This window comes from Cellulomonas sp. McL0617 (assembly GCF_049994875.1).
Taxonomy (GTDB): domain Bacteria; phylum Actinomycetota; class Actinomycetes; order Actinomycetales; family Cellulomonadaceae; genus Cellulomonas.
In genome coordinates this window covers 1451250-1474842 of the sequence record NZ_CP188256.1, presented here as the reverse complement: position 1 = coordinate 1474842, position 23593 = coordinate 1451250, and the positions used below count along the sequence as shown (strand labels likewise).

At 72.3% G+C, this 23593-nt stretch carries 25 protein-coding genes and 1 pseudogene; 7 read left to right on the top strand and 19 right to left on the bottom strand.

The features are described 5' to 3' along the window. The first annotated feature begins 47 nt into the window (after positions 1 to 47). Genes ACPPVS_RS06685 through ACPPVS_RS06675 form a run of 3 tightly spaced genes read left to right on the top strand, consistent with a single transcriptional unit; the run spans position 48 to position 3273 of the window. Positions 48 to 524, top strand: a complete 477-nt coding sequence (locus ACPPVS_RS06685) for an Lrp/AsnC family transcriptional regulator (RefSeq protein ID WP_426595247.1) — start codon at positions 48 to 50, stop codon at positions 522 to 524. Next, positions 521 to 1897, top strand: coding sequence for an aspartate aminotransferase family protein (locus tag ACPPVS_RS06680; RefSeq protein WP_426595246.1), 1377 nt, complete (start codon positions 521 to 523; stop codon positions 1895 to 1897). The genes ACPPVS_RS06685 and ACPPVS_RS06680 overlap by 4 nt, the downstream gene beginning before the upstream one ends. After that, positions 1894 to 3273, top strand: coding sequence for an NAD(P)/FAD-dependent oxidoreductase (locus ACPPVS_RS06675; RefSeq protein WP_426595245.1), 1380 nt, complete (start codon positions 1894 to 1896; stop codon positions 3271 to 3273). Before ACPPVS_RS06680 ends, ACPPVS_RS06675 begins: the two co-directional genes overlap by 4 nt. A gap of 24 nt (positions 3274 to 3297) precedes the next feature. On the opposite strand, the gene dxr is transcribed toward ACPPVS_RS06675, so the two are convergent. Beyond that, positions 3298 to 4449, bottom strand: coding sequence for a 1-deoxy-D-xylulose-5-phosphate reductoisomerase (gene dxr, locus ACPPVS_RS06670; RefSeq protein WP_426595244.1), 1152 nt, complete (start codon positions 4447 to 4449; stop codon positions 3298 to 3300). Between the two features lie 35 nt (positions 4450 to 4484). Between dxr and ACPPVS_RS06665 the strand changes: the two genes are divergently transcribed. From ACPPVS_RS06665 to ACPPVS_RS06655, 3 genes are read left to right on the top strand one after another with little or no spacing between them, the layout of a single operon-like run. Further along, a complete protein-coding gene (locus ACPPVS_RS06665; RefSeq protein WP_426595243.1) occupies positions 4485 to 5204 on the top strand; it encodes a PadR family transcriptional regulator in 720 nt (239 codons plus the stop codon). A 46-nt stretch (positions 5205 to 5250) separates the two neighbouring features. Next, positions 5251 to 6249 (top strand): ATP-binding cassette domain-containing protein, encoded by a 999-nt coding sequence (locus ACPPVS_RS06660; RefSeq protein ID WP_426595242.1) that lies wholly within the window; start codon positions 5251 to 5253, stop codon positions 6247 to 6249. Beyond that, complete coding sequence (locus ACPPVS_RS06655) at positions 6246 to 7055, top strand: ABC transporter permease (protein WP_426595241.1); 810 nt, start codon at positions 6246 to 6248, stop codon at positions 7053 to 7055. Before ACPPVS_RS06660 ends, ACPPVS_RS06655 begins: the two co-directional genes overlap by 4 nt. Before the next feature lie 57 nt (positions 7056 to 7112). Here ACPPVS_RS06655 and ACPPVS_RS06650 read toward each other — a convergent pair whose 3' ends face one another. The 7 genes from ACPPVS_RS06650 to rpsB all read right to left on the bottom strand — a co-directional run bounded on the left by ACPPVS_RS06650 (position 7113) and on the right by rpsB (position 13048). After that, positions 7113 to 7667, bottom strand: coding sequence for a DivIVA domain-containing protein (locus tag ACPPVS_RS06650; RefSeq protein ID WP_426595240.1), 555 nt, complete (start codon positions 7665 to 7667; stop codon positions 7113 to 7115). Next, positions 7664 to 8791 (bottom strand): 23S rRNA (adenine(2503)-C(2))-methyltransferase RlmN, encoded by a 1128-nt coding sequence (gene rlmN / locus ACPPVS_RS06645; RefSeq protein WP_426595239.1) that lies wholly within the window; start codon positions 8789 to 8791, stop codon positions 7664 to 7666. The genes ACPPVS_RS06650 and rlmN overlap by 4 nt, the downstream gene beginning before the upstream one ends. A 19-nt stretch (positions 8792 to 8810) precedes the next feature. Next, complete coding sequence (locus ACPPVS_RS06640; RefSeq protein WP_426595238.1) at positions 8811 to 9653, bottom strand: phosphatidate cytidylyltransferase; 843 nt, start codon at positions 9651 to 9653, stop codon at positions 8811 to 8813. Next, the gene (gene frr / locus ACPPVS_RS06635; protein ID WP_426595237.1) at positions 9653 to 10210 is read right to left on the bottom strand and encodes a ribosome recycling factor; all 558 of its coding nucleotides are present in this window, start codon (positions 10208 to 10210) and stop codon (positions 9653 to 9655) included. The genes ACPPVS_RS06640 and frr overlap by 1 nt, the downstream gene beginning before the upstream one ends. A 40-nt stretch (positions 10211 to 10250) precedes the next feature. Next, a complete protein-coding gene (gene pyrH, locus ACPPVS_RS06630; protein WP_426595236.1) occupies positions 10251 to 10994 on the bottom strand; it encodes a UMP kinase in 744 nt (247 codons plus the stop codon). Between the two features lie 94 nt (positions 10995 to 11088). Further along, on the bottom strand, positions 11089 to 11934 hold the full coding sequence (gene tsf, locus ACPPVS_RS06625) for a translation elongation factor Ts (protein WP_426595235.1): 846 nt from the start codon (positions 11932 to 11934) through the stop codon (positions 11089 to 11091). A 76-nt stretch (positions 11935 to 12010) separates the two neighbouring features. Then, entirely contained in the window at positions 12011 to 13048 is a 1038-nt protein-coding gene (gene rpsB / locus ACPPVS_RS06620) for a 30S ribosomal protein S2 (protein ID WP_426595234.1), read from the bottom strand. A gap of 389 nt (positions 13049 to 13437) precedes the next feature. On the opposite strand from rpsB, the pseudogene ACPPVS_RS06615 reads away from it, so the two are divergent. Continuing rightward, positions 13438 to 13938 (top strand): annotated as a pseudogene (locus tag ACPPVS_RS06615) (peptidoglycan DD-metalloendopeptidase family protein); the annotation flags it as partial. Between the two features lie 260 nt (positions 13939 to 14198). Here the strand turns inward: ACPPVS_RS06615 and whiG are convergent. The 11 genes from whiG to rimM all read right to left on the bottom strand — a co-directional run bounded on the left by whiG (position 14199) and on the right by rimM (position 23513). Beyond that, a complete protein-coding gene (gene whiG, locus ACPPVS_RS06610) occupies positions 14199 to 15110 on the bottom strand; it encodes an RNA polymerase sigma factor WhiG (protein WP_426595233.1) in 912 nt (303 codons plus the stop codon). 20 nt (positions 15111 to 15130) lie between these two features. Beyond that, positions 15131 to 16063: a tyrosine recombinase XerC gene (locus tag ACPPVS_RS06605; RefSeq protein ID WP_426595232.1), complete on the bottom strand. Its 933-nt coding sequence runs from the start codon at positions 16061 to 16063 to the stop codon at positions 15131 to 15133. A 200-nt stretch (positions 16064 to 16263) separates the two neighbouring features. Further along, positions 16264 to 17556 carry a DNA-processing protein DprA gene (gene dprA / locus ACPPVS_RS06600; protein ID WP_426595231.1) on the bottom strand — a complete coding sequence of 431 codons (1293 nt, stop codon included), beginning with the start codon at positions 17554 to 17556 and terminating at the stop codon, positions 16264 to 16266. Next, positions 17553 to 19076 carry a YifB family Mg chelatase-like AAA ATPase gene (locus ACPPVS_RS06595; RefSeq protein WP_426595230.1) on the bottom strand — a complete coding sequence of 508 codons (1524 nt, stop codon included), beginning with the start codon at positions 19074 to 19076 and terminating at the stop codon, positions 17553 to 17555. The genes dprA and ACPPVS_RS06595 overlap by 4 nt, the downstream gene beginning before the upstream one ends. Further along, positions 19077 to 19433 (bottom strand): YraN family protein, encoded by a 357-nt coding sequence (locus ACPPVS_RS06590; RefSeq protein WP_426595229.1) that lies wholly within the window; start codon positions 19431 to 19433, stop codon positions 19077 to 19079. 90 nt (positions 19434 to 19523) lie between these two features. Continuing rightward, positions 19524 to 19847, bottom strand: a complete 324-nt coding sequence (locus ACPPVS_RS06585; protein WP_426595228.1) for a DUF2469 domain-containing protein — start codon at positions 19845 to 19847, stop codon at positions 19524 to 19526. Positions 19848 to 19892: 45 nt separating this feature from the next. Further along, positions 19893 to 20627, bottom strand: a complete 735-nt coding sequence (locus ACPPVS_RS06580; RefSeq protein ID WP_426595227.1) for a ribonuclease HII — start codon at positions 20625 to 20627, stop codon at positions 19893 to 19895. Then, positions 20624 to 21481, bottom strand: coding sequence for a signal peptidase I (gene lepB, locus ACPPVS_RS06575; RefSeq protein ID WP_426595226.1), 858 nt, complete (start codon positions 21479 to 21481; stop codon positions 20624 to 20626). The genes ACPPVS_RS06580 and lepB overlap by 4 nt, the downstream gene beginning before the upstream one ends. Before the next feature lie 115 nt (positions 21482 to 21596). Next, positions 21597 to 21962 (bottom strand): 50S ribosomal protein L19, encoded by a 366-nt coding sequence (rplS, locus tag ACPPVS_RS06570; RefSeq protein WP_426595225.1) that lies wholly within the window; start codon positions 21960 to 21962, stop codon positions 21597 to 21599. Positions 21963 to 22174: 212 nt separating this feature from the next. Further along, a complete protein-coding gene (trmD, locus tag ACPPVS_RS06565; RefSeq protein WP_426595224.1) occupies positions 22175 to 22951 on the bottom strand; it encodes a tRNA (guanosine(37)-N1)-methyltransferase TrmD in 777 nt (258 codons plus the stop codon). Between the two features lies 1 nt (position 22952). Further along, positions 22953 to 23513: a ribosome maturation factor RimM gene (gene rimM / locus ACPPVS_RS06560; RefSeq protein ID WP_426595223.1), complete on the bottom strand. Its 561-nt coding sequence runs from the start codon at positions 23511 to 23513 to the stop codon at positions 22953 to 22955. Between the last annotated feature and the right edge of the window lie 80 nt (positions 23514 to 23593).

Sequence of the window (23593 nt, the reverse complement as noted above, 5' to 3'; positions counted from 1 at the left end):
ACAACGAATTCCTTGCATCCCGGCCCGCGGCCGACCACGATCGGCGCGTGGGCACACGCAGACCGGCACCGGGCAACGCGGCGCTCGACGACGTCTCGAAGGCGATCGTCGAGCAGCTTCAGGAGGACGGCCGCAGGCCGTACGCGACGATCGGCAAGGCCATCGGCCTGTCCGAGGCCGCGGTCCGGCAGCGTGTCCAGCGGCTCACCGACTCGGGGGTCATGCAGATCGTCGCCGTCACCGACCCGCTCCAGGTCGGCTTCACGCGACAGGCGATGATCGGCCTCAAGTGCGAGGGGGACCTCAGCGTCGTCGCCGACGCGCTCGCCGCGCTGCAGGAGGTCGACTACGTCGTGGTGACCGCGGGCGGGTTCGACCTGCTGTGCGAGGTCGTGTGCGAGGACGACGACCACCTTCTCGAGGTCCTCAACCAGAAGATCCGCTCCCTGCCGGGGGTGCGGACCACCGAGACGTTCGTGTACCTGAAGCTGCGCAAGCAGCTCTACAACTGGGGGACCAGATGAGCACCACCCGTTCCGGCGCCGACCGTTCGCAGGCGGCCCGCGACCACCTCTGGGGCCACTTCACCCGGCAGAGCGCCTGGGACGGCGGCGTCCCCACGATCGTGCGCGGCGAGGGTCACCACATCTACGACGACGCGGGCCGGCAGTACATCGACGGCCTCTCCGGCCTGTTCGTCGTGCAGGCCGGGCACGGTCGCACCGAGCTCGCCGAGGCCGCACGCGCGCAGGCCGAGAAGCTGGCATTCTTCCCGCTGTGGTCGTACGCGCACCCCGAGGCGATCGACCTGGCCGAGCGGCTGGCCGCGTACGCACCGGGCGACCTGAACCACGTCTTCTTCACCACGGGCGGCGGCGAGGCGGTCGAGACCGCCTGGAAGCTGGCCAAGAACTACTTCAAGCTCACGGGCAAGCCGAACAAGTACAAGGTCATCTCCCGGTCCATCGCGTACCACGGCACCACGCACGGGGCCCTGTCGATCACGGGCCTGCCCACGCTCAAGGCGCCGTTCGAGCCGCTGGTGCCGGGCGCGCACAAGGTGCCCAACACCAACGAGTACCGGGCGCCCGACCACCTGCGCGACGACCCGAAGGCCTTCGGTCGGTGGGCCGCCGACCGCATCGGCGAGGCGATCGAGTTCGAGGGTCCGGACACGGTGGCGGCGGTCTTCCTGGAGCCCGTGCAGAACGCGGGCGGCTGCTTCCCGCCGCCGCCCGGATACTTCGAGCGGGTGCGCGAGATCTGCGACGAGCACGACGTGCTGCTCGTCTCCGACGAGGTCATCTGCGCGTTCGGCCGGATCGGCTCGATCTTCGCGTGCGACGACTTCGGCTACGTGCCCGACATGATCACCTGCGCCAAGGGGATGACCTCGGGCTACTCCCCGATCGGCGCCCTCATCGCGTCCGACAGGCTCTACGAGCCGTTCGCCCACGGCAACGCGTCGTTCGCGCACGGGTACACCTTCGGCGGGCACCCCGTCTCGGCCGCCGTCGCCAACGCCAACCTCGACCTGTTCGAGCGCGAGGGCATCACCGCGCACGTCAAGGAGACCGCCCCGGCCTTCCGGCGCACCCTGGAGCAGCTGCTCGACCTGCCGATCGTCGGCGACGTCCGCGGCGAGGGCTTCTTCTACGGGATCGAGCTGGTCAAGGACAAGGTCACCCGCGAGACGTTCGACGACGACGAGAGCGAGCGGCTGCTGCGGGGGTTCCTGTCCGGCGCGCTGTTCGAGGCGGGCCTGTACTGCAGGGCGGACGACCGGGGCGACCCCGTCATCCAGCTCGCTCCTCCGCTCATCTGCGGCCAGAAGGAGTTCGACGACATCGAGCAGATCCTGCGCGGCGTGCTGACCGAGGCGTGGACGCGCCTGTGACGGTGCAGTCCGGGCTCTCCCTGTGGTTCGACCAGGTCGCCGCGGACGACCCCGACAGCCTGCTGCCCCGGGACCCGCTCGACGGGGACGACGTCGCCGACGTGGTCATCGTCGGCGCGGGCCTGACCGGCCTGTGGACGGCGTACTACCTGCTGGAGCAGGACCCGGCGCTCGACGTGCTCGTCGTCGAGGCGCAGGTGGCGGGCTTCGGGGCCAGCGGACGCAACGGCGGCTGGTGCTCGGCGCTGTTCCCGGTGTCCGGCGACGAGCTGGCCCGCCGGCACGGGCACGCCGCCGCCGCGGACCTGCGCGCCGCGATGCGGGACACCGTCGTCGAGGTGGGTGGCGTCGCGGCGGCCGAGCAGATCGACTGCGGGTTCGCGTTCGGGGGCACGGTCACGCTCGCCCGCAACCGCCCGCAGCTCGAGCGCATCGCCTCCGAGGTCGAGGCCGACGCTCGCTGGGGCGACGAGTCGCACCTCCTGGGTCCCGACGAGGTCGAGGAGCACGTGCGCGCCGCGGGCGTGATCGGCGGGTCGTACACGCCCGACTGCGCCCGTATCCAGCCCCTGCGCCTGGTCCGCGGACTGGTCGAGGTGCTGCTCTCCCGCGGCGCTCGGCTGGCCGAGGGGACCCGTGCGCTGCGGCTCTCGCCGCGGGCCGTGGTGACCGACCACGGCACCGTCCGCGCGCGCTGGGTGATCCGCGCGACCGAGGCCTGGACCTCACAGCTGTCCGGGTCGGAACGGGAGCTCGCCCCGGTCTACTCGCACATGATCGCGACGGAGCCGCTGCCGCCCGAGGTCTGGGCGCAGATCGGCCTGGACCGGGCTCAGACGTTCCACGACGGCCGGCACCTGATCGTCTACGGCCAGCGCACCACGGACGACCGCCTCGCGTTCGGCGGCCGCGGCGCGCCCTACCACCTGAGCTCCGCCATCCGGCCCGACTACGACCTGGCCGAGGGGACCGCGGAGCACCTGCGACGCGAGCTGGTCGCCCTGTTCCCGGTGCTCGACCGCGCCGAGATCACGCACCGCTGGGGCGGCCCGCTCGGGGTGTCCCGCGACTGGTCGCCGTCCGTCGGGCTGGACGCCGAGACGGGGATCGGCTGGGCCGGCGGCTACGTCGGCGACGGGGTCGCGACGACCAACCTGGCCGGCCGGACGCTCGCCGACCTGGTCACCGGGGCCGACTCGCCCCTGGTCCGCCTGCCGTGGGTCGGGCACCGCTCACCGCGCTGGGAGCCCGAACCGCTGCGGTGGGCAGGGATCACCGCCGCGCGCCGCGCGGCCGGCTGGGCGGACCGCACCGAGCTCCGCTCCGGCCACCCGAGCCGGGTCGAGTCCGTCCTGAACCGCGTGCTCGGTCGCTGACGCCGTCGACGCTGCGGTCCTCGGTCAGGCGCGGGCCAGGATCTCCTGTGTGCGCGCGCGGGCCCAGACCTCGGCGTCCAGGACCGCGTCGAGCGTGAGGTCGCCGGCACCCTGGTGTTCGTGCAGCACGCGCTCGACGGTCGCGACGATGTCCAGGAACCCGATCCGACCGCGCAGGAACGCCTCGACGCACTCCTCGTTCGCGGCGTTGTAGACCGCAGGATGGGTCGGGCTCGCGGCCACGGCGGTCCGAGCGAGCGCGACGGCCCCGAACACCTCCTCGTCGAGCGGCTCGAAGGTCCAGCCGGTCGCCCGGGTCCAGTCGCAGCCCGGTGCCGCGTCGGGCACTCGGTCCGGCCAGCCCAGCCCGAGCGCGATCGGCAGGCGCATGTCGGGCGGGGACGCCTGGGCGAGCGTGGACCCGTCGACGAACTCCACCATCGAGTGCACGACGGACTGCGGGTGCACGACGACGGTGATGTCCTCGACAGGGACGTCGAAGAGCAGGTGCGCCTCGATGAGCTCGAGACCCTTGTTCATCAGGGTCGCGGAGTTGATCGTCACCACCGGGCCCATCGACCAGGTCGGGTGCGCCAGCGCCTGCTGCGGGGTCACGGTCTTGACGTCGTCGTGCGCCCAGCCGCGGAAGGGGCCGCCGGATGCCGTCAGCACCAGCCGGCGGACCTCGGGGTGCGTGCCGCCTCGCAGAGCCTGTGCGATCGCCGAGTGCTCCGAGTCCACGGGCACGATCTGGTCCGGCCGCTGCCGGGCCGCGTGCACCAGCGGTCCGCCGACGACGAGCGACTCCTTGTTGGCCAGCGCCAGGGTGCTGCCCGCGCGCAGGGCCGCGAGCGTCGGGCCGAGGCCGACGCTGCCCGTGACGCCGTTGAGCACCACGTCCGCGCCGCGGCTCGCCAGCTCGGTCGAGGCCTGCGGACCGACGAGCACCTCGACGCCGGGGAGCGCGTCGCGCAGCGGCTGCCCGGCCGCCTCGTCGGCGACCGCGACGACCGGCACGCCGAGCAGGCGGGCCTGCCGAGCCAGGAGCCCGACGTCACCGCCCCCGGCGCTCAGACCGGACACCGTGAACCGGTCCGGGTTGCGCATGATGACGTCGATGGCCTGGGTGCCGATCGAGCCGGTGGACCCGAGGAGGGCGACGCTTCTGTGGCTCACGGTCCCATCATCGCGGGTCGTGGCAGGATCGCCGCATGCCCGGTCCTTCGTCGAGCCCAGCCTCCGCGCAGGGGTCTGCCACCCGCCTGCTCGTGCTCGGATGCGTGCGCATCTTCCAGCCGGTGCACGGCTACTTCCTGCGCCGCGAGCTGATGAGCTGGGAGGTCGAGCGCTGGGCGCACATCCACCCCGGCTCGATCTACAACGCGCTGAAGACCCTCACGCGCGCCAGTCTGCTGGCCGAGATCGAGAGCCCCGCGGGCAACCGGCCGCAGCGGACCACGTATGTGATCACCCCCGAGGGGGACGCGGAGTTCCTCGCGCTCGTGCGCGCCGGCCTCCTGGACGTCGACGACCTGCCCGTGTTCCTGACGGCGGTCAACATGGCCTACGCGCTCCCGCGCGACGAGGTGGTCCGGGCGATCCAGGCCCGGATCGGCATCCTCGAGGACCTGCTGTCCGACAGCCTCGCCTCCGTCGAACAGATCCTCGACGCCAAGGAGACGCCGGACTCGGCCAGCGAGATCGGCCGGCTGCTCGCCGCTCGGACCCGCGCCGACATCGCCTGGGCGCACGAGTACCTCGGGCGGCTCCGGTCGGGCACCTACGCCTTCGACGGCGAGCCTCCCATGTGGACGCCGACGCCCGAGCAGATCGAGATCGCCCGCCTGGCCGGCGTCGGCCCCGGGGTGGTGCTCGTCGAGGCCGAGGGGCACGGTCTACCACAACGCGTAATAGTCAAGGTTGACGAGTAATAGTCAATCTTGAATACTGGGGTCACCATCCGAAGGAGACCCCCGCATGATCCATGCCCGCGGCCTGGCCCGCACCTACAAGACCCGACGCGGAGACGTGGACGCCGTGCGCGGTGTCGACCTCGACGTCGACGCCGGCGAGATCGTCGGCTTCCTCGGCCCGAACGGGGCCGGCAAGACCACGACCCTGCGCATGCTCACCACGCTCCTGCGGCCGACGCGCGGCGAGGCGACGGTCGCCGGCGCCGACCTGCGCAAGGACCCCAGCGCGGTCCGGCGCCGGATCGGCTACGTCGCGCAGTCGGGCTCCACCGCGAGCGAGGCCCGCGCCGGCGAGGAGGTCGTCGACCACGCCCTCCTCTACGGCGTCGAGCGCTCCGTCGCGACCGCCCGCGGTCACGAGCTGTTCGGGCAGCTCGAGCTCGACGGCCTGTGGGACCGCAAGACGGGCACGTTGTCCGGCGGACAGCGTCGTCGCCTCGACATCGCGCTCGGCCTGATCCACACCCCCCGGCTCATCTTCCTCGACGAGCCGACGACGGGGCTGGACCCGCAGGCGCGCGCGAACCTGTGGACGCACGTGCGCGGCCTGCGCGACAGCCGCGGCAGCACCGTGTTCCTCACCACGCACTACCTCGACGAGGCCGACGCGCTCTGCGACCGGATCCTCGTGATCGACAGCGGCCAGATCGTGGCGCAGGGCAGCCCCGAAGAGCTCAAGCAGCGGGTCAGCGGCGACGCGATCGTCCTGACGGCGGCCGTGCCCTCGGACGTCGCACGGATCGCGGCGGTCGCCACCCAGCTGCCCGGCTCGACCGCCCCGGTGGTCGACGGCTCCGTGGTCGAGGTCCGCGTCCCCCAGGGCCGCACCCAGCTGGCGGGCCTGCTGCGGGCCCTGGACGCCGACGGGATCGACATCGACGGCGTCGAGCTGCGCCGTCCCACCCTCGACGACGTGTTCCTCACTCTCACCGGCCGATCGCTGCGGGACGGCGAGCAGCGTGGCGGCGAGAGCACCGACACCCACGACGGAGCCGCAGCATGACCACCACCGACACTCCCACGTTCCTCGACGAGCAGACCGGCCGCTCCACGTTCCTTCGGGACACGTCGACCGTGTTCCGCCGGGCGATGCGAATCTCCTTGCGCAACCCGGTCTGGTCGGTCATGGGGCTCCTGCAGCCCGTGCTCTACCTGTGCCTCTTCGGCCCGCTGCTCGAGCCGATCGCGGGCTCCTTGGGCGCCACGAACGCGTACCAGCTGTTCGTCCCCGGCCTCCTGGTCCAGCTGGGCATGTTCGGCGCACTCTTCGTCGGCTTCGGCCTGATCGGCGAGTGGCGGGACGGCGTGATCGAGGCGGAGCGTGTCAGCCCCGCACCGCGCGCGGCCCTCGTGCTCGGCCGCGTCACGCGTGACGTCATCGTCGTCTTCGTGCAGGGCGTCGTCCTGTGCTCGGTCGCGTTCCTGTTCGGGCTCGAGGCGCCGTTCTGGGGTGTCGTGCTCGGCATCGTCACCGGAGCCCTGCTGGCCGCGGCGTTCGCATCCGCGTCCTATGCGATCGCGCTCACGCTCAAGAGCGAGGACGCCCTGGCTCCCCTGATGAACGGCATCGCCCTGCCGCTCCTCCTGCTCTCAGGGATCCTGCTGCCGATCACCGCGGCGACCGCACCCGCGTGGCTGAACACGCTGTCCAACCTGAACCCCGTCAAGCACGTGGTCTCGGGCATCCGCGCCCAGTTCAACGGCGACTTCGGCTCGGCGACGGCGGTCTGGGGGGTGATCGTCACGATCGTGCTGGCGGCGCTCGGGATGTGGTTCGGCGCGAGGACCTTCAAGCGCGAGGACGGCTGAACCGGCAGACGAGAAGGGCCGCGCTCCACGGAGCGCGGCCCTTCTGAGCTCGTCGGATCACTCGACGCCGAGCAGCACCTCGACGGCTCGGGCGAAGAACGCGTCGACGGCGGGCTCGGCATAGGCGTTGCGGCCCTTGCGGCGCCGGAACGTCGCGGACCGGACCTCGGCGGCGGCGAGCGGAGCCCCGGTGTCGAAGTACGCGACGAGCCGGTGGCACAGCTCGTCGACGTCGGCGGGCTCGTAGCCCTGGTGCCGACGCTCCGGCGCGGCGAACCGGTCGCCGTCGGGCCGGCCGAGCCGGCCGTAGAGCGTCCGGGCCTGCTCGCTGAGCTTGGACATCCACGCCTGCTGCCCCTGCGTCCCCACGTACTCGGCGCGCGAGCGGGCGACGAACGCCGCCTCGAGGCGGTCCAGCGCCGCGTCGACCGCCGCGGTCACGTACCCACCGCGGACCATGTCGAACGCCACGCCCCGCACGTCCTTGCTGGACAGCGCGGCGGCCGGTCCCTGCTCGTACACGGCACGTGCGTGGGCGAAGAAGTCGTCCACCTCGTCGGGGTCGTAGCCCTGCTTCAGACCGGTGACGGTCCGGAACATGCCGTCGCTCACTCGTCCTCCTCTGCTGCGAGCTGGCCGCAGGCACCGTCGATCTCACTGCCGCGGGTGTCCCGGATGGTCGTCGGGATCCCGTGCGCACGCAAGCGTGCCACGAACTCCTGCTCGACCCGCGGATCGCTCGCCGTCCACTTCGACCCGGGCACCGGGTTCAGCGGGATCGGGTTGCAGTGCACCCAGCCGCGGCCGCGGGCGTTGAGCTTCTCGCCCAGCAGGTCCGCACGCCAGGCGTGGTCGTTGATGTCGCGGATCAGCGCGTACTCGATGGACACGCGTCGGCCCGTGATCTCGAAGTAGCGGTGCGCCGAGTCGAGCGCCTCGTCGACGCTCCAGCGCGTGTTCACCGGCACCAGCTCGCTGCGCAGCTCGTCGTCGGGGGCGTGCAGGGACAGCGCCAGCGTGACGGGGATGCCCTCCTTGGCCAGCTTGTCCATGGCCGGGACCATGCCGACGGTCGACACGGTGACGTTGCGCGCGGACATGCCCAGCCCGTCGGGAGTGGGCGCGACGAGCCGCCGGACCGTCTCCAGCACCGACTTGTAGTTGGCCAGCGGCTCGCCCATGCCCATGAAGACGACGTTAGTGAGCCGGGTGGGGCCGCCGGGCACCTCGCCGTCGGCCAGCGAACGTCCGGCCGCCCGCACCTGCTCGACGATCTCCGCGGTCGACAGGTTGCGCGTCAGGCCCATCTGGCCGGTCGCGCAGAACGAGCACGCGAGTCCGCAGCCGGCCTGGCTGGAGATGCACAGCGTGGTCCGGTTGGCGTAGCGCATGAGGACTGACTCGACCTTGGCGCCGTCGAACAGGTGCCACAGCGTCTTGACCGTCGTGCCCTTGTCGGCCGTCTGCGTCCGGTGCGCGGTGAGCAGCTGCGGGAACAGGTTCGCCACCAGCTTGTCGCGCGACGCCTTGGGCAGGTCGGTCATCGTCTCGGGGTCGTTGGACAGGTGCGTGAAGTAGTGCGTCGCCAGCTGCTTGGCGCGGAACGGCTTCTCCCCCAGCTCCGTGACGGCCTCGATCCGCTGCTCGGGCGTGAGGTCGACGAAGTGCTTGGGCGGCTTGCCCCGCGGCCCGCGGTTGGGCGACGACAGGTCGAGGCGGACGGGTGTGCCGGTCATGGCACCCCCTTTCAGGACTTCAGGCCGGCTGCAGGACCGACAGGACGAGGTAGATCGCGGGGACGGTCAGCAGGAGGGAGTCGAGCCGGTCGAGGAGGCCGCCGTGCCCGGGGATCAGCCGACCCATGTCCTTGAGCTCCAGGTCGCGCTTGAGCAGCGACTCGCTGAGGTCGCCGAGCGTGGCGGTGACCACCGTGGCCAGGCCGAGGAACACGCCGACCAGCGGCTCGCCGCCGAAGGCGACCTGGATGCCCACGACGCCGACGACGCACGCGAGCACGATCGACCCGAGCAGACCCTCCCAGGTCTTCTTCGGGCTGACCGACGGTGCCAACGGGTGCTTGCCCAGCAGAACGCCGACGGTGTACCCACCGGTGTCGTTGGCCACGCAGAGCAGGATGAAGAGCATGACACGGGACGGCCCGTCGGGCTCCGCGAGCATGAGCATGACGAACCCGGCCAGGAACGGCAGGTACGCGGCGGCGAACGCCCCGGCGGTGACGTCCCGCAGGGCCGACTCGCCGCTCCCGTCGAGCACGCGCCAGACGACGACGCCCCCGACCGTGAGCATGAACGAGACGAACAGGGCCTCGGGACCGGCCGTGTACGCCGAGACGAGGATGCCGATCGCGCCGACCAGCAGCGGGAGCAGCGGCAGGTGGATGTCGCGGCGCGTGAACGCCTGCGCCAGCTCCCACAGGCCCGCGCACACGGCGACGATCGCGAGGACGCCGAACGCCTCCTTGCGGATGAACAGCGAGGCCACCACGAGCACGAGCAGGCCGACGCCGACGACGATCGCGACCGGCAGGTCACGACCCGAGCGCGGGGTGCGGGTGGTGGCGATGGCTGTGTCCGTCATCAGACCTCGAGCAGCTCGTTCTCCTTGGACGAGAGAAGCTGGTCGATGAGGTCGACGTGCTTCTTGGTCAACGCCTCGAGCTCCTTCTCGGCGCGGCCGACCTCGTCCTCGCCCGCCTCGCCGTCCTTCACGATGCGGTCCAGCTCCTCCTTGGCGCGACGACGCACGTTGCGCACCGAGATGCGCCCGTCCTCGGCCTTGGTGCGGGCCAGCTTCACGAAGTCCTTGCGACGGTCCTGCGTCAGGGCCGGCAGCACCACGCGGATGACGTTGCCGTCGTTGGTGGGGTTGACCCCGAGGTCGGAGTCGCGCAGCGCCTTCTCGATCGCCACGGTCGACGACTTGTCGAACGGCGAGACCAGGATCGTGCGCGCCTCGGTGACGTTGAACGACGCGAGCTGCTGCAGCGGCGTCGGGCTGCCGTAGTAGTCGACGAAGATCTTGGAGAACATCGCGGCGTTCGCGCGGCCCGTGCGGATCGTCGAGAAGTCCTCCTTGGCGACCTCGACGGCCTTGTCCATCTTCTCTTCAGCCTCGAAGAGGGTCTCGTCGATCACCGGAGCTCCTTCGTACGTCTCGTGTTGTCAAGCCGGCACATCAGCTGGCTGTGATCAGCGTGCCGATCTTCTCACCCTGCAGCGCCCGCGTGACGTTGCCGACCTCCTCGAGGCCGAACACGCGCATGCGGACGTCGTTGTCGCGGCACAGGCTGAGCGCCGAGCCGTCCATGACGCCGAGGTCGTTGACCAGCGCGTCGGTGTAGGTGAGGTGATCGAGCTTCACTGCGGTCAGGTCGGTGCGCGGGTCGCCCGAGTAGACGCCGTCGACGCCGTTCTTGCCCATGAGCACCTCGTGGCAGTGCGTCTCGAGGGCGCGCTGCACGCTCACGGTGTCGGTGGAGAAGTAGGGCATCCCGGCGCCGGCGCCGAAGATCACGACGCGGCCCTTCTCGAGGTGCCGGATGGCGCGCAACGGGATGTACGGCTCCGCGATCTGGCCCATCGTGATGGCCGTCTGCACGCGGGTGCTGACCCCGGCCTGCTCCAGGAAGTCCTGCAGCGCCAGGCAGTTCATCACCGTGCCGAGCATGCCCATGTAGTCGGCACGCGCCCGGTCGAGCCCCTGCTGGGACAGCTCGGCGCCACGGAAGAAGTTGCCGCCGCCGACGACGATCGCCACCTGGACGCCCGCCCGGACCGCCACGGCGATCTCGGCGGCGACCCGCTTGACGACGTCCGCCGCGAGTCCGATGGCACCGCCGCCGAAGGTCTCCCCCGACAGCTTGAGCAGGACGCGACGCTCCGGCTCGACCCCGCGGGCGGTGCTCGGTGTGTCGCTCACGTCGCCTCCTGAGAAGTGGTCGGTCGGTGTTGTTCCTGCGTGCGCCGGTGGCCCCGACCCAGTCGGGCCAGGGCCACCGTCGAGCTCACAGGTGTCAGGCTCCCACGCGGTAGCGCACGAAGCCCGTCAGCGTGCCGCCGGCCTCGGAGAGGACCTGGGCGACCGTCTTCTTGTTGTCCTTGGCGAACGCCTGCTCGAGCAGGACGTTCTCCTTGAAGAAGCCGTTCAGGCGACCCTCGATGATCTTCGGCAGGGCGGCCTCGGGCTTGCCCTCGTTGCGGGCCGTCTCCTCGGCGATGTGACGCTCGTTGGCGACGACGTCGGCGGAGACCTCCTCGCGCGTGAGGTACGTCGGCGAGAACGCCGCGATGTGGGTCGCGATGTCGCGTGCCACGCCGGCGCCGGCCGCGTCGGTCGCCACGAGGACGCCGACCTGCGGGGGCAGGTCCTTGCTGACCTTGTGCAGGTAGACCTCGACGTGCTCACCGGCCACGCGGGCCAGACGACGCACGACGACGCGCTCACCCAGGGTGGCGGCCGTCTCGTCGACGATGTTCTGCACGCTGGAGCCGTCGACCTCGGTGGCCAGCAGCGCGTCCGCGTCGCGGGCCGGGCTGTCGACCGCGGCCGCGAGGACGCGGTCCGCGAGGGCGACGAAGTTCGGGCTCTTGGCGACGAAGTCCGTCTCGGAGTTGATCTCGACGAGCACGCCCGTCTGACCCTCACCGTCGGCGGTCGGGCCGACGTGCGCGACGACGAGGCCGTCCGAGGCCGCGCGCCCCTCACGCTTGCCGACGCCCTTGAGGCCCTTGACGCGGATGAGCTCGAGCGCCTTGTCGGAGTCGCCCTCGGCCTCCTCGAGCGCCCTCTTGACGTCCATCATTCCGGCACCGGTCTTCTCGCGCAGCGCCTTGATGTCTGCGAGCGAGTAGTTCGCCATCAGTCGTGTCCGTTCTGCTTGTGTCGTGATGATCGAGCGGGGTCCGCCGGCCTTCTGGGGCCGGCGGACCACCAGGTCACTTCGAGTCGGCGTCGCCCTCGGCGTCGGCAATCTCCTCGGCGACGGCCTCGGCGACAACCTCCTCGGCAACCTCGACGGCGGTCTCGGCGGCGACGCCCTCGGCCACGAGCTCCTCGGCGACGGCCTCGACAGCGACCTCCTCGGCGACGATCTCTTCGGCCACAGCCTCCGCGATCTCCTCGACGACCTCGGCCGCGGCGGCCTCTTCGGCCACCTCGACGGCGACCTCAGCGGTTGCGTCCGCGGCGAGGCCGGCCTCGGCACCGGCGAGCAGCTCGCGCTCCCACTCGGCCAGCGGCTCGGCGTCCGCGTCAGCACCCTCGGCGGCCGCGGTGCGACCCGAGTGACGCTTGAGCAGGCCGTCAGCGGCGGCGTCCGCGATGACACGGGTCAGCAGCTGGACGGCGCGGATCGCGTCGTCGTTGCCCGGGATCGGGTAGTCGACGACGTCGGGGTCGCAGTTGGTGTCCAGGATCGCGACGACCGGGATGCCGAGCTTGCGCGCCTCGTTGACGGCGAGGTGCTCCTTGTTCGTGTCGACGATCCACACGGCCGAGGGGACCTTGGCCATGTCGCGGATGCCGCCGAGCGTCTTCGCGAGCTTGTCCTTCTCGCGGCGCAGGACGAGCAGCTCCTTCTTCGTGAGGTTCGAGCCCGCCACGTCGTCGAAGTCGATCTGCTCCAGCTCCTTGAGGCGCTGCAGACGCTTGTGCACCGTGCTGAAGTTGGTGAGCATGCCACCGAGCCAGCGCTGGTTCACGTACGGCATGCCGACGCGCGCGGCCTGGTCGGCGACCGGCTCCTGCGCCTGCTTCTTGGTGCCGACGAACAGGATCGTCCCGCCGTGGGCGACGGTCTGGCTGACGAAGTCGTACGCGCGGTCGATGTAGGACAGCGACTGCTGCAGGTCGACGATGTAGATGCCGTTGCGCTCGGTGAAGATGAAGCGCTTCATCTTGGGGTTCCAGCGGCGGGTCTGGTGTCCGAAGTGGACACCGCTCTCGAGCAGCTGGCGCATGGTCACGACGGCCATGGCACGTCCTTCCGGCGTGCACCGTACGGTGCACGCGTCAATAGCGGACCCGCAAGGATCCGCATCTCGGTTGTCGGCTCCGACCGTGTGGTCGTCGCCCCTGGCGCCATGTCGTCGTCCGCTCCGGGCACCTGCATCGGGTTGCCCCGTGTGCAGAGTTCCGGACCGCTGCGGAGATCGACCCCGTCCGGGTGCTCGCCGGACCCTCGAACCCGAAAGGTTCCGAAGGCGCGGACGTGCTCCCGAGCGGGAGGATGACGCGCGAAGTCGACCGGTACGGACCGGTCGCGCCAGTAGTTTAGCCGATCCGAGCGGAAGCTCCGAACAGCGCCCGGCGCCGTCTGCCGAGCCGCCCCCAGCCCCCGGGTCGTGGCCGGCGGTCCACATTCATGACCGGCTGCCCCCGGACCGCGCGGCCGGCGGCGCACCGTGGCCAGGTGACCAGCACCCGCATGCGACCCGGACGCGCTCGGCTCGCGCCCACCGTGGTGGTCGCGCTGGGCGCTCTCGTGGCACTGTTGATCGTCGGCGTCCTCGGCTCGGCTCCCCCCGCAGCCTCCGGGCCGGCCGACATCGGCGGCGGCGCCGTGCCCTACGCCCTACCGCTGGCCGGGCCGCCTGACGTCGTCCGACGGTTCGAGGCGCCGGAGCATGCGTGGTCGGCCGGTCATCGCGGCGTCGACCTGCGCGCGACGGCGGGAGCACCCGTGCTCGCCCCGGCGGACGGCGTCGTGGCATTCGCCGGAAGGGTGGCCGGTCGCGGTGTCGTGAGCGTCGTGCACCTGGACGGTCGGCGGTCGAGCCTCGAACCGGTCAGTGCGACGGTGGTCGTCGGCGCGCGGGTGGCACTCGGTGACCAGCTGGGCACCCTGGAGACGACCGGGTCGCACTGCGCGCCGGACGCCTGCCTGCACTGGGGCGTGCGGGTCGGCGGCGACTACGTCGACCCGCTGGGTCTGCTTCCCGGGTCGGGTCCCGTGGTGCTGCTGTCGCGGGGTCCCGTCGCAGGCGTCGACGTGCCGGCGCCGTTGTCCTGGCGCAGGGTCGTGTCGCAAGGGTCCTGCCGCAGTGGTCCTGCCGCAGTGGTCCTGCCGCAGTGGTCTTGCCGCGGGGTCGCGTCGCTGAGTCGTGTCGCAGGGTCCAACGAGGGTCAGACGCGCTCGGCGTCCACGAGGCGGGTGCGCAGGCGGACCATCGCGGCCGTGTGCATCTGCGAGATCCGCGACTCGGTGACGCCCAGGACGCGACCGATCTCCGCGAGGGTCATGCCCTCGTAGTAGTACAGGACGACGACGATCCGCTCGCGCTCGCCGAGGCACTCGATGGCCCGGGCCAGCAGGAACTTCGTCTCGGCGGCCTCGAGCGATCCGGCGGGGTCCTGCGACCGCTCGTCGCCGAGGGTGTCGACCAGCGAGACGCCGCCGGGGCGGTCCTCGCCGCCGCCCAGCAGCTCGTCGAGCGCCGCGACGTTGACCGTCGAGAGCTGGGCGTAGATCGCGCGGAGGTCCTCGACGGGCATCTCCAGGTGCACGGCCAGCTCGGCCTCGCTCGGCGTGCGGTGCAGCTTGGCCTCGAGCTCGGCGTAGGCGCGGTCGACGGAACGGGCCTTGGTACGGACCGAGCGCGGGACCCAGTCCATCGCGCGCAGCTCGTCGATGATGGCGCCGCGGATGCGGGAGGAGGCGTACGACTCGAACTTCACCGCGCGGTCGGTCTGGTACTTCTCGATGGCGTCGATGAGGCCGAACATGCCGTAGGACACCAGGTCGGCCTGCTCGACCGTGCTCGGCAGCCGCATGCCCACGCGTCCGGCGACCGCGTTGACCAGCGGTGCGTAGTGCAGGATCAGGCGCTCGCGGGCCTGAGGTGCGGCGGTGGCCTTGTACTCGTCCCACAGCGCGTCGATGTCCTCGCCGGTCCGGCTCGGCGCGGCGGTGCGCTGGGTGGGGACCTCGGCGAGCAGCTCGGCGGCGGCGCCCCGGGGCTGGGGGATGACGCCCTCGGGGGCCGTGCTCGTGCGGTGCGTGTGCACGTTGTACGCGGTGTCCAGCTGGGTGCTCATGGTCGACTCCGTCGTGTTCGTCATGCTCGGGGGTGCGCCTGCTGGAACGCCGACCGGAGCCGCTCGGCTGAGACATGTGTGTAGCGCTGCGTCGTGGCGAGGCTCGAGTGGCCGAGCATCTCCTGGACGCTGCGCAGGTCGGACCCGCCCTCGAGGAGGTGGGTCGCAGCGGTGTGCCGCAGCGCGTGAGGCGCCACGTCGTCGACGCCCGCGAGGGCGGCGGCCTGGTGGACGACCGCGCGCGCCTGGCGCTGGTCGAGGCGCCCACCGCGGCGGCCGAGGAACACGGCCTTCGGCGAGGTGGGCTGGGCGAGCTGCGGGCGACCGCGGTCGAGCCAGGCGCGCAGCGCGAGCTCGGCGGGGCGACCGAACGGGACGACCCGCTCCTTGTCGCCCTTGCCGACGACGCGGATGGTGCGCTCCGACGGGTCGGCGTCGGCCAGGTCCGCGCCGACCACCTCGCCGACGCGGACGCCCGTGGCGTACAGCAGCTCGAGGAGCGCCCAGTCGCGCAGGTGGATCGCGTCGTCGTCCGCGGCACGTTCGCCGGCGGAGTCGAGCAGGTGGGTGACGGGCTCGACGCGCAGCACGGTCGGCAGCGGCGCTGCCGCGCGGGCCGTCGCCAGCCGCACGGCCGGGTCGGTGGCGACGAGCTCGCTACGCGTCGCCCAGGCGAAGAACGTCCGCACGGCCGCACCCCGGCGAGCGAGCGTCGACCGGCTGCGCCGGGCCGTCGCCATCGAGGCGAGCCAGCCGCGCAGGGTGGCCAGATCAATGTCTGACAGGGTGGTCGCGCCGTGTCGCGAGGCATATCCCAGGAGCTGGTCCACATCGCCCAGATATGCACGGACGGAATGCTCCGACAGACCGCGCTGGGCGGTCAGGTGGTCCGAGAACGCAGCAAGGATGTTCGCCCGGCTGGGCGTCCCTGGGGTGATCTGGGCCACGTTCATGTCCCCTACCGTGACGTGAAACACCCTCCGTAACAAGCATGACTTTCACACCTACGGCCTAATGCTGGGCGATTCCGGGGCCAATGTCCGATTCGCCGACCAGCTATTCGGCCGGTGTCCGATTTTTTCACCCGGTCCTGGGCTCACCCCGCAATATGCCACCTTCTGCACCGGCGCGTCGGCTGGACATTGCGCACTCGTTACCTTTCGGACATCTGGGCCAGAAGCCACGCGTTGCCCCGGCGAACCGCCCATCCGTCGAGCTCGAGGAGGCCCAGCGCGGCATTCGCCTCGGCTGCCGAGACGCCCGCGGAGGCCGCCACCCGACCGGCCTCGGCGGCGGTACGACGTGGCAACGCTTCGAGGACCCGACGCGTGACCGGGTCGAGATGATCGGTCGGCCGCCGGGCGCGGGCGTCCGCGGCGACGTCCGCCGCGACAGCGTCGGCTCCGGTCAGTCCGGCGAGCTCGCTCACCTCGTCGGCGTCGGTGACGCAGACCGCGACACCGTCCCGGAGCAGTCGGTGGCAGCCGGCCGAGGCCGCAGACGTGACCGGACCCGGCACCGCACCGACCGGTCGGAGCAGCCTGGCCGCGTGGTTCGCGGTGCTCATGGCCCCCGACCGCCACGCGGCCTCGACCACGACGGTCGCGCGTCCGGCCGCCGCGATCAGCCGGTTGCGCTGCAGGAATCGGCTCTTGGTCGGCAGGCTCTGCGGGGGCACCTCGGAGACCAGCGCGCCGCCCGCCGCCACCACGGCCTCCAGCAGGCGGGCGTTGCCCGCGGGGTAGGCCCGGTCGACGCCGCCCGCCAGCACCACCAGCGTGGCCCCGTCCCGCGCGACGGCCCCCCGGTGCGCGGCCGCGTCGATGCCGTAGGCGCCGCCCGAGATCACCGTCGCGCCGCGGCCCGTCAGACCGTCGGCGAGGTCGAACGCGACACGCTCGCCGTAGGTCGTCGACGCCCGCGACCCGACGAGCGCCACCGCCCGCCCGAGCATCGCTCGCAGGTCCGGAGCGCCGCGGACCCACAGGCAGAACGGTGCCTCGGCAGCGAGATCGGCCAGGCCGGCCGGCCAGCGCGGATCGCCCGGCACCAGCAGCACGCCGCCCAGCCGGTCGAGCTCCTCCCGGTCGCGGTCCGGGTCGATGTCTGCCAGCCGCCCGGACCAGCGCGATGCCGCGGCCGCGATGCGCGCGCGGACCGGGGGCGAGAGCGGACCACCTCGTTCCTCGAGAGCCTGCCAGTGAGCCCGGGACACGCCCTCCACGCCCTGACGCACCCAGTGGAGCGCATCGACGGCGCCGAGGTGCTCGACCAGCGTCCCGCCGACCACGTCGCCCGGCTCGACGAGCGCGCTCCAGACCATCCGTGCGCGCACGTCGGCCTCGTCCGTGCTCGCGTGCCCGCCCACGCCGCGCTGCCCGGCCTCAGCGCCGTCCGGGTCGGCTGTCGCACGACTGTCCGGGTCGGCCCGCTCCGCCCCGGTCATGCCCCGTTCCCTCGCGTACGCAGCAGCAGGGCGCGCCCGACGTCGGCCCGGCCGGGAGCCGCCCGACCCTCGAGGTCCGCCAGCGTCCACGCGACCCTGAGCACCCGGTCGACGCCGCGCAGGCTCAGCGTCCCGCGGTCGAGCGCCCGGTCGAGGTCGCCCATCAGCGAGCGGTCCGGGCCCAGCCTGTCGCGCAGCCACCCCCCGGGCACGTCGCCGTTGGTCCGCCACGGAGTACCGGTGAGCCGGTCCGCCTGGGCGCCGCGAGCGGCCAGCACCCGCGCGGCGACCTGCTGCGTCGACTCCCCCGCCACCGATCCTGCGCGAGCCGGACCGAGCTCGACCTGCAGGTCTACCCGGTCCAGGAGCGGCCCGGAGAGCTTGCCGAAGTAGCGACGCCGCTGCTCGCTGCGGCACGTGCACGCCAGGCCCTTCCCGACGGCCTGCCCGCACGGGCACGGGTTGGCCGCGAGCACGAGCTGGAACCGCGCCGGATAGCGCGCCGTCCCCGCCGCACGGTGCAGGACGAGCTCCCCGTGCTCGAGCGGCTGCCGGAGCGTCTGCAGCACCGCGGTGCTGAACTCGGGAGCCTCGTCCAGGAACAGCACCCCGCGGTGCGCCCGGGACGCGGCTCCCGGCCGTGGCACGCCCGAGCCGCCGCCGATCACGCTGGCCGGCGTGGCCGTGTGGTGCGGGTCCTCGAACGGCGGCCGCCGCAGGAGCCCCTCGCCGGGGTCGAACGCGCCAGCGACCGAGTGCACCGCGGTGACCTCGACGGCGTCCGCCTCCGTCAGGTCGGGCAGGAGCCCGGGCAGGCGGGCGGCGAGCATGGTCTTGCCCGTCCCTGGCGGTCCGACCAGCAGCAGATGGTGGCTCCCGGCCGCTGCGACCTCGAGGCACGCCCGTGCGTCCTCCTGGCCCACGACGTCCGCGAGGTCGAGCGCGGCGACCCGCGAACGGAGCTGCGGGGGTTCGGGCTCGACCGCGGGCAGCGCCGGGACGACGACGTCGGCGCCGTAGCCCGCCGCGACCTCCGCCAGGCTCCGTGCGCCGACCACCTGGGCGCCCGGCACGAGCCGCGCCTCGGCGACGTTGGCCTCCGCGACGACGATCCGGCAGCGTCCGGCGGCGACGGCGGCGGCGACGGCCGGCAGAACCCCGCGCACCGGTCGCAGCCGCCCGTCGAGCCCGAGCTCACCCAGGTGCACGACGCCGTGCGGACCGACCGGATCGATCGCCTCCGCGCCGGCGAGCGTGGCGACCGCGATGGCCAGGTCGAACCCGGAGCCCGACTTGGGCAGGGTGGCGGGCGAGAGGTTCACGGTGATGCGCCGGTTGGGCCACGCCAAGCCGGAGGAGGTCACGGCGGCGCGGACCCGGTCCCGCGACTCGGCGAGCGACGCGTCGGGGAGACCGACGAGCGTGAACGCGGGCAACGAGGGCGCCAGGTGGGCCTCGACGTCGACCACGTGCCCGGTCAGACCGACCAGGGCGACCCCGAGGGTTCGTCCGAGTGCCACCTAGACCACCCCGACGAGGTGGTCCACCTGCGGGCCGTGGCCGCGGAGCAGCAGCACCGCGATGACGTCGACCCGCACCGAGAGCGGACGCACGTCGTGCACCGCCAGCCAGAGGGCGGCCAGCCGACGCACCCGGGCGAGCTTCACGCTGGTCACGGCCTCCGCGGGGTGGCCGTAGGCCGTCGACCGGCGCGTCTTGACCTCGACCACCACGAGCTCGTCGCCGTCGAGGGCGACCATGTCCAGCTCACCGTCGCGACACCGCCAGTTGCGCTCGAGCACCTGCCATCCGCGGCTGCGCACGTGCGCCTCCGCGACGTCCTCGCCGTACCGCCCCACTGCGTCCTTCGCGCGCACCGGACCACCTCCGGGCGCCACGCTGCCAGCGGGGGCAGGTCAGCGACGGCCTCCCGCGAGAGCTGTCTGCGCGGTGGGGCTGTGGACGGCTCAGCGGGGGAAGCCGGCGCCGCCCCCGAGGTCGAGCTCGGCCTTGGCCAGCTCCTCGACGTTGACGTCCTTGAACGTCACCACCCGCACCGACTTCACGAACCGCGCGGAGCGGTAGACGTCCCAGACCCAGGCGTCGGCGAGCGAGAGCTCGAAGTAGACCTCACCGGCCGCCGACCGCACCTGCAGGTCGACCTGGTTGGCCAGGTAGAACCGGCGCTCGGTCTCGACGACGTAGGAGAAGAGCCCCACGACGTCGCGGTACTCGCGGTAGAGCGCGAGCTCCATGTCGGTCTCGTAGTTCTCCAGGTCCTCGGCACTCACGCGCCCATCATCCCCTATCGAACCGGTCGCGCCCGCCCAGGCGCGTCAGTCGACCTCGAGTCCCGGCAGCCGCCAGGACCGGCGGTGCAGGACGCACGGGCCGAGCTCGCGCAGAGCGGCCATGTGCTCGGGCGACGCGTACCCCTTGTTCTCGTCCCAGCGGTAGTGCGGGTGGTCGGCGGCCAGGCCGACCATCATCGCGTCGCGCTCGCACTTGGCGAGCACGCTCGCGGCGGCCACGCTCGCGCACGTCCGGTCGGCCTTGACCCGCAGGTGCACACGCGGCCCGGCGACGACCGGCTCGTCGTCGAAGAGGTCTCCCTGCGCCGGTGGGGTCAGCCAGTCGTGCGAACCGTCCAGGAGCACCACGTCGACCGGCCCGACCGCGGCCGCGACGGTCGCGAGCGCGCGCGTGCCAGCCAGCCGCAGGGCGGCGATGATCCCGACCGCGTCGATCTCCGCGGCGCTCGCGTGCCCGACTGCCCGGGCGACCCCCCACCGGCTCAGAGCGGGCAGGAGGGCCGTGCGGGCGGCCGGGGCGAGGAGCTTGGAGTCGGCGACCCCGCGCGGGGCTGACCGCGTGGTGACGTCGACGACGACCACCCCGACGCTCACCGGTCCGGCCAGGGACCCGCGACCCACCTCGTCCATGCCCGCCAGCAGGCGCCCACCGTCACGCAGCAGGAGCCGCTCGTGGCGCAGGTGCGGCGGCGTGCGGGGTGCCGAGACCCGCGTCGGCGCCGTGCGCGCCGTCACCGTCGGGTCGGCCGTCGTGGTCACGACGGGTCGGGCACGTCCGCGAACGTGCTGCTCGGGTTGCGCAGGAGTCCGAACCGCTCGAGGGGCCACACGGTCACGAACGCGGTGCCGACGACGTCCTTGATGGGCACCGAGCCGCCCCCGGGGTTGCCGGTGTGGAACCGCGAGTCGGCGGAGTTCTGCCGGTTGTCCCCCATGACCCAGATGCTGTCGGGCGGGACCGTGGTGTCGAAGGCCGTCTCGCTCGGTATCGCGCCCGCGGCCAGGTACGGCTCGCTGATCGCCACCCCGTTGATCGTGATCGGTTGACCCGGGCCGGCGCAGGCGACGTGGTCACCAGGCAGCCCGATCAGCCGCTTGACCAGGTGCTCGTTGGCGTCGGCGGGATACAGACCGACGAACGTGAGCGCGCTGTTGATGCCTGAGCGGAGGGGACCCGGGTCCGGGACGACCTGGTTGTCGAGCCAGCCGCCGGGGTCCTTGAACACGACGATGTCACCGCGGCGCAGGTCGAACGGCCCGGGCGTCAGCTTGCTCACCAGGATCCGGTCGTGCTCGATCAGGGTGTCGTGCATGGACGGGCTCGGGATGAAGAACGCCTGCACCAGGAACGTCTTGACCAGCAGCGACAGGACGATTGCGCTGACCAGGATGATGACCGTCTCGCGCAGGAGCGACCCGGCTCCGCCACGACGACTCGGGGCCGCGTGGCGCCGCGGGTTCGACGACCCTGCGGAGCTCGGAGCGCTCTCCCCGAACGGAGCGAGTGCGGGGTTGGTCGGGGTCGTCGCAGAGGGCGCTGCGGACGCCACCTGGCCCGGCCAAGCAGCCGGTCCCGCGTCGAAGCCGAGCTCGTCGGCGGGTCGTTCGGTCACCCGCACACTCTCGCACGTGCGGATGTGCATCGCGTACCGGATCGGCGCCCGACACGGCGAACGGGCGGCCACCGTCAGGTGACCGCCCGTTCGGACGTGCGTGGAGTGCGAGGTGTCAGGCCTTCTTGGCCGGGACGAAGTCGCGCTTCTCCTTGATCTTCGCCTTCTTGCCGCGCAGGTTGCGCAGGTAGTACAGCTTGGCGCGGCGGACGTCACCACGGGTGACGACCTCGATCGAGTCCAGGCTCGGGGAGTGCACCGGGAAGGTGCGCTCGACGCCGACCTGGAAGCTGACCTTGCGGACCGTGAACGTCTCGCGGACGCCGCTGCCCTGGCGCGCGATGACGACACCCTGGAACGCCTGGATGCGCGAGCGCGTGCCCTCGACGACCTTGACGTTGACCTTCAGGGTGTCACCGGCGCGGAAGTCCGGGATGTCGGAGCGCAGCGACGCTGCGTCGACGGAGTCAAGCGTGTGCATGGTGTGTCACTTCCTCGCCCTGCCACAGGTCAGGAGCGTCATCGGGACCTCTCGGCCGTGCCGCAAGGGCAGGACGGGTGTCCGTGGGCTCATGGTCGTGCGCGTTGGAGAAGACTCGTGTTCAAGAATTCCCGGTGGCCGTCGATCGTCTCCCCTGTGGCAGAGACGCGGCCTGCGCGCACCAACGGGCAAGTCTGCCACACCCGGACGCCCTACCGATAATTCAGGCGGCCGTCGACCGCGTGCCAGCCCAGCTCGGCCAGCAGCCGCAGGTCCTGCGCGTCGAGCTGGTCGAGCGGCAGCGCGGCAACGAGGTCCGGCCGGCGGGCCGCCGTGCGCTCCAGCGCCGTGTCGCGGCGCCACCGGGCGATCCTCGCGTGGTGCCCGGAGAGCAGCACGTCGGGCACCTCGAGGTCGGCCCACGCGGGGGGCTTGGTGTAGACGGGGTACTCGAGCAGCCCGGCAGCCCCGTGCGACTCCTCGACCAGGGACTCCGGGTTGCCGACGACGCCCGGCAGCAGCCGGCCGACCGCCTCCACCACCACGAGCGCCGCGACCTCGCCGCCGTTGAGCACGTAGTCCCCGATCGAGAACTCGGTCACCGTCACGTCGGGCCGGGCGCCGTAGTGCTCGGCCACCCGGGCGTCGATCCCCTCGTAGCGGCCGCAGGCCAGCACCAGGTGCGCCTCCCCCGCGAGCGCCTCGGCGGTCCGCTGCGTGAACGGCTCCCCCGACGGCGTCGGCACAAGGAGGTGCGCCCCGGGCGTCAGTACGTCGTCGAGCGCGGCGCCCCAGACGTCGGGTCGCATGACCATGCCGGCGCCGCCGCCGAACGGGGTGTCGTCGACCGTCCGGTGGCGGTCCGAGGTCCAGTCGCGCAGGTCGTGCACCCGCAGGTCGAGCAGCCCGGACGCGCGCGCCTTGCCGACGAGGGACAGGTCGAGCGGCGCGAGGTACTCCGGGAAGATCGAGACGACGTCGATGCGCACGTCAGTCGTCGTCCCCGGCGGCCCGTCCCACCGTCTCGTCCGACACGACCAGGTTCTCGGCGTCCGAGGCGAGCAGACCGCCCGGCGGGTCGAGAACGACACGGCCGCCCGGGACGTCCACGACCGGCACGATCGCGCGGACGAACGGCACCAACGTGCGCGTGCCGTCGGGCTCGCGCAGGACCAGCATGTCGTGCGCCGGCAGGTGCTCGAGCCCGACGACCTCGCCGAGCACGGTGCCGTCCACGTGCTCGGCGCGCAGCCCGGCCAGCTCGTGCGGGTACCAGGCGTCGTCCTCGTCGGACGCGTCCTGCTCGACCACGAGCTCCGTCCCGCGCATCGCCTCGGCGGTCGTCCGGTCCGTGATCTGCGCGAACGCCACGTACCAGCGGCCCTGCTGCGTGCGGGTGCTCACCACGGTCAGCGGCCCCCGCGCCGACGGCTCGGTGCGCAGCTGCGCGCCGACCACGAAGCGGTCCTGCGGGGTGTCGGTGCGCAGGTCGAGGGCGACCTCACCGCGCAGGCCGTGGGCACGGCCGATCCGCGCGACGGTCAGCAGCATGGGAAACCTCTCGGGGTCGAGGAGAACGAGCGAAGGCCCGGTCCCCAGGCTAGGGGACCGGGCCTTGCGCGATGGTGCAG

Excerpts from the sequence above, each read along its gene's own strand:
- rplS (WP_426595225.1), bottom strand. The coding sequence starts at position 21,962 with ATGCACACGCTTGACTCCGTCGACGCAGCGTCGCTGCGCTCCGACATC.
- tsf (WP_426595235.1), bottom strand. The coding sequence starts at position 11,934 with ATGGCGAACTACTCGCTCGCAGACATCAAGGCGCTGCGCGAGAAGACC.
- rlmN (WP_426595239.1), bottom strand. The coding sequence starts at position 8,791 with ATGACCGGCACACCCGTCCGCCTCGACCTGTCGTCGCCCAACCGCGGG.
- ACPPVS_RS06665 (WP_426595243.1), top strand. The coding sequence starts at position 4,485 with ATGCCCGGTCCTTCGTCGAGCCCAGCCTCCGCGCAGGGGTCTGCCACC.
- ACPPVS_RS06680 (WP_426595246.1), top strand. The coding sequence starts at position 521 with ATGAGCACCACCCGTTCCGGCGCCGACCGTTCGCAGGCGGCCCGCGAC.
- rimM (WP_426595223.1), bottom strand. The coding sequence starts at position 23,513 with ATGCTGCTGACCGTCGCGCGGATCGGCCGTGCCCACGGCCTGCGCGGT.
- rpsB (WP_426595234.1), bottom strand. The coding sequence starts at position 13,048 with ATGGCCGTCGTGACCATGCGCCAGCTGCTCGAGAGCGGTGTCCACTTC.
- ACPPVS_RS06605 (WP_426595232.1), bottom strand. The coding sequence starts at position 16,063 with ATGAACGTGGCCCAGATCACCCCAGGGACGCCCAGCCGGGCGAACATC.
- ACPPVS_RS06655 (WP_426595241.1), top strand. The coding sequence starts at position 6,246 with ATGACCACCACCGACACTCCCACGTTCCTCGACGAGCAGACCGGCCGC.
- ACPPVS_RS06660 (WP_426595242.1), top strand. The coding sequence starts at position 5,251 with ATGATCCATGCCCGCGGCCTGGCCCGCACCTACAAGACCCGACGCGGA.
- ACPPVS_RS06640 (WP_426595238.1), bottom strand. The coding sequence starts at position 9,653 with ATGACGGACACAGCCATCGCCACCACCCGCACCCCGCGCTCGGGTCGT.
- dprA (WP_426595231.1), bottom strand. The coding sequence starts at position 17,556 with ATGACCGGGGCGGAGCGGGCCGACCCGGACAGTCGTGCGACAGCCGAC.
- whiG (WP_426595233.1), bottom strand. The coding sequence starts at position 15,110 with ATGAGCACCCAGCTGGACACCGCGTACAACGTGCACACGCACCGCACG.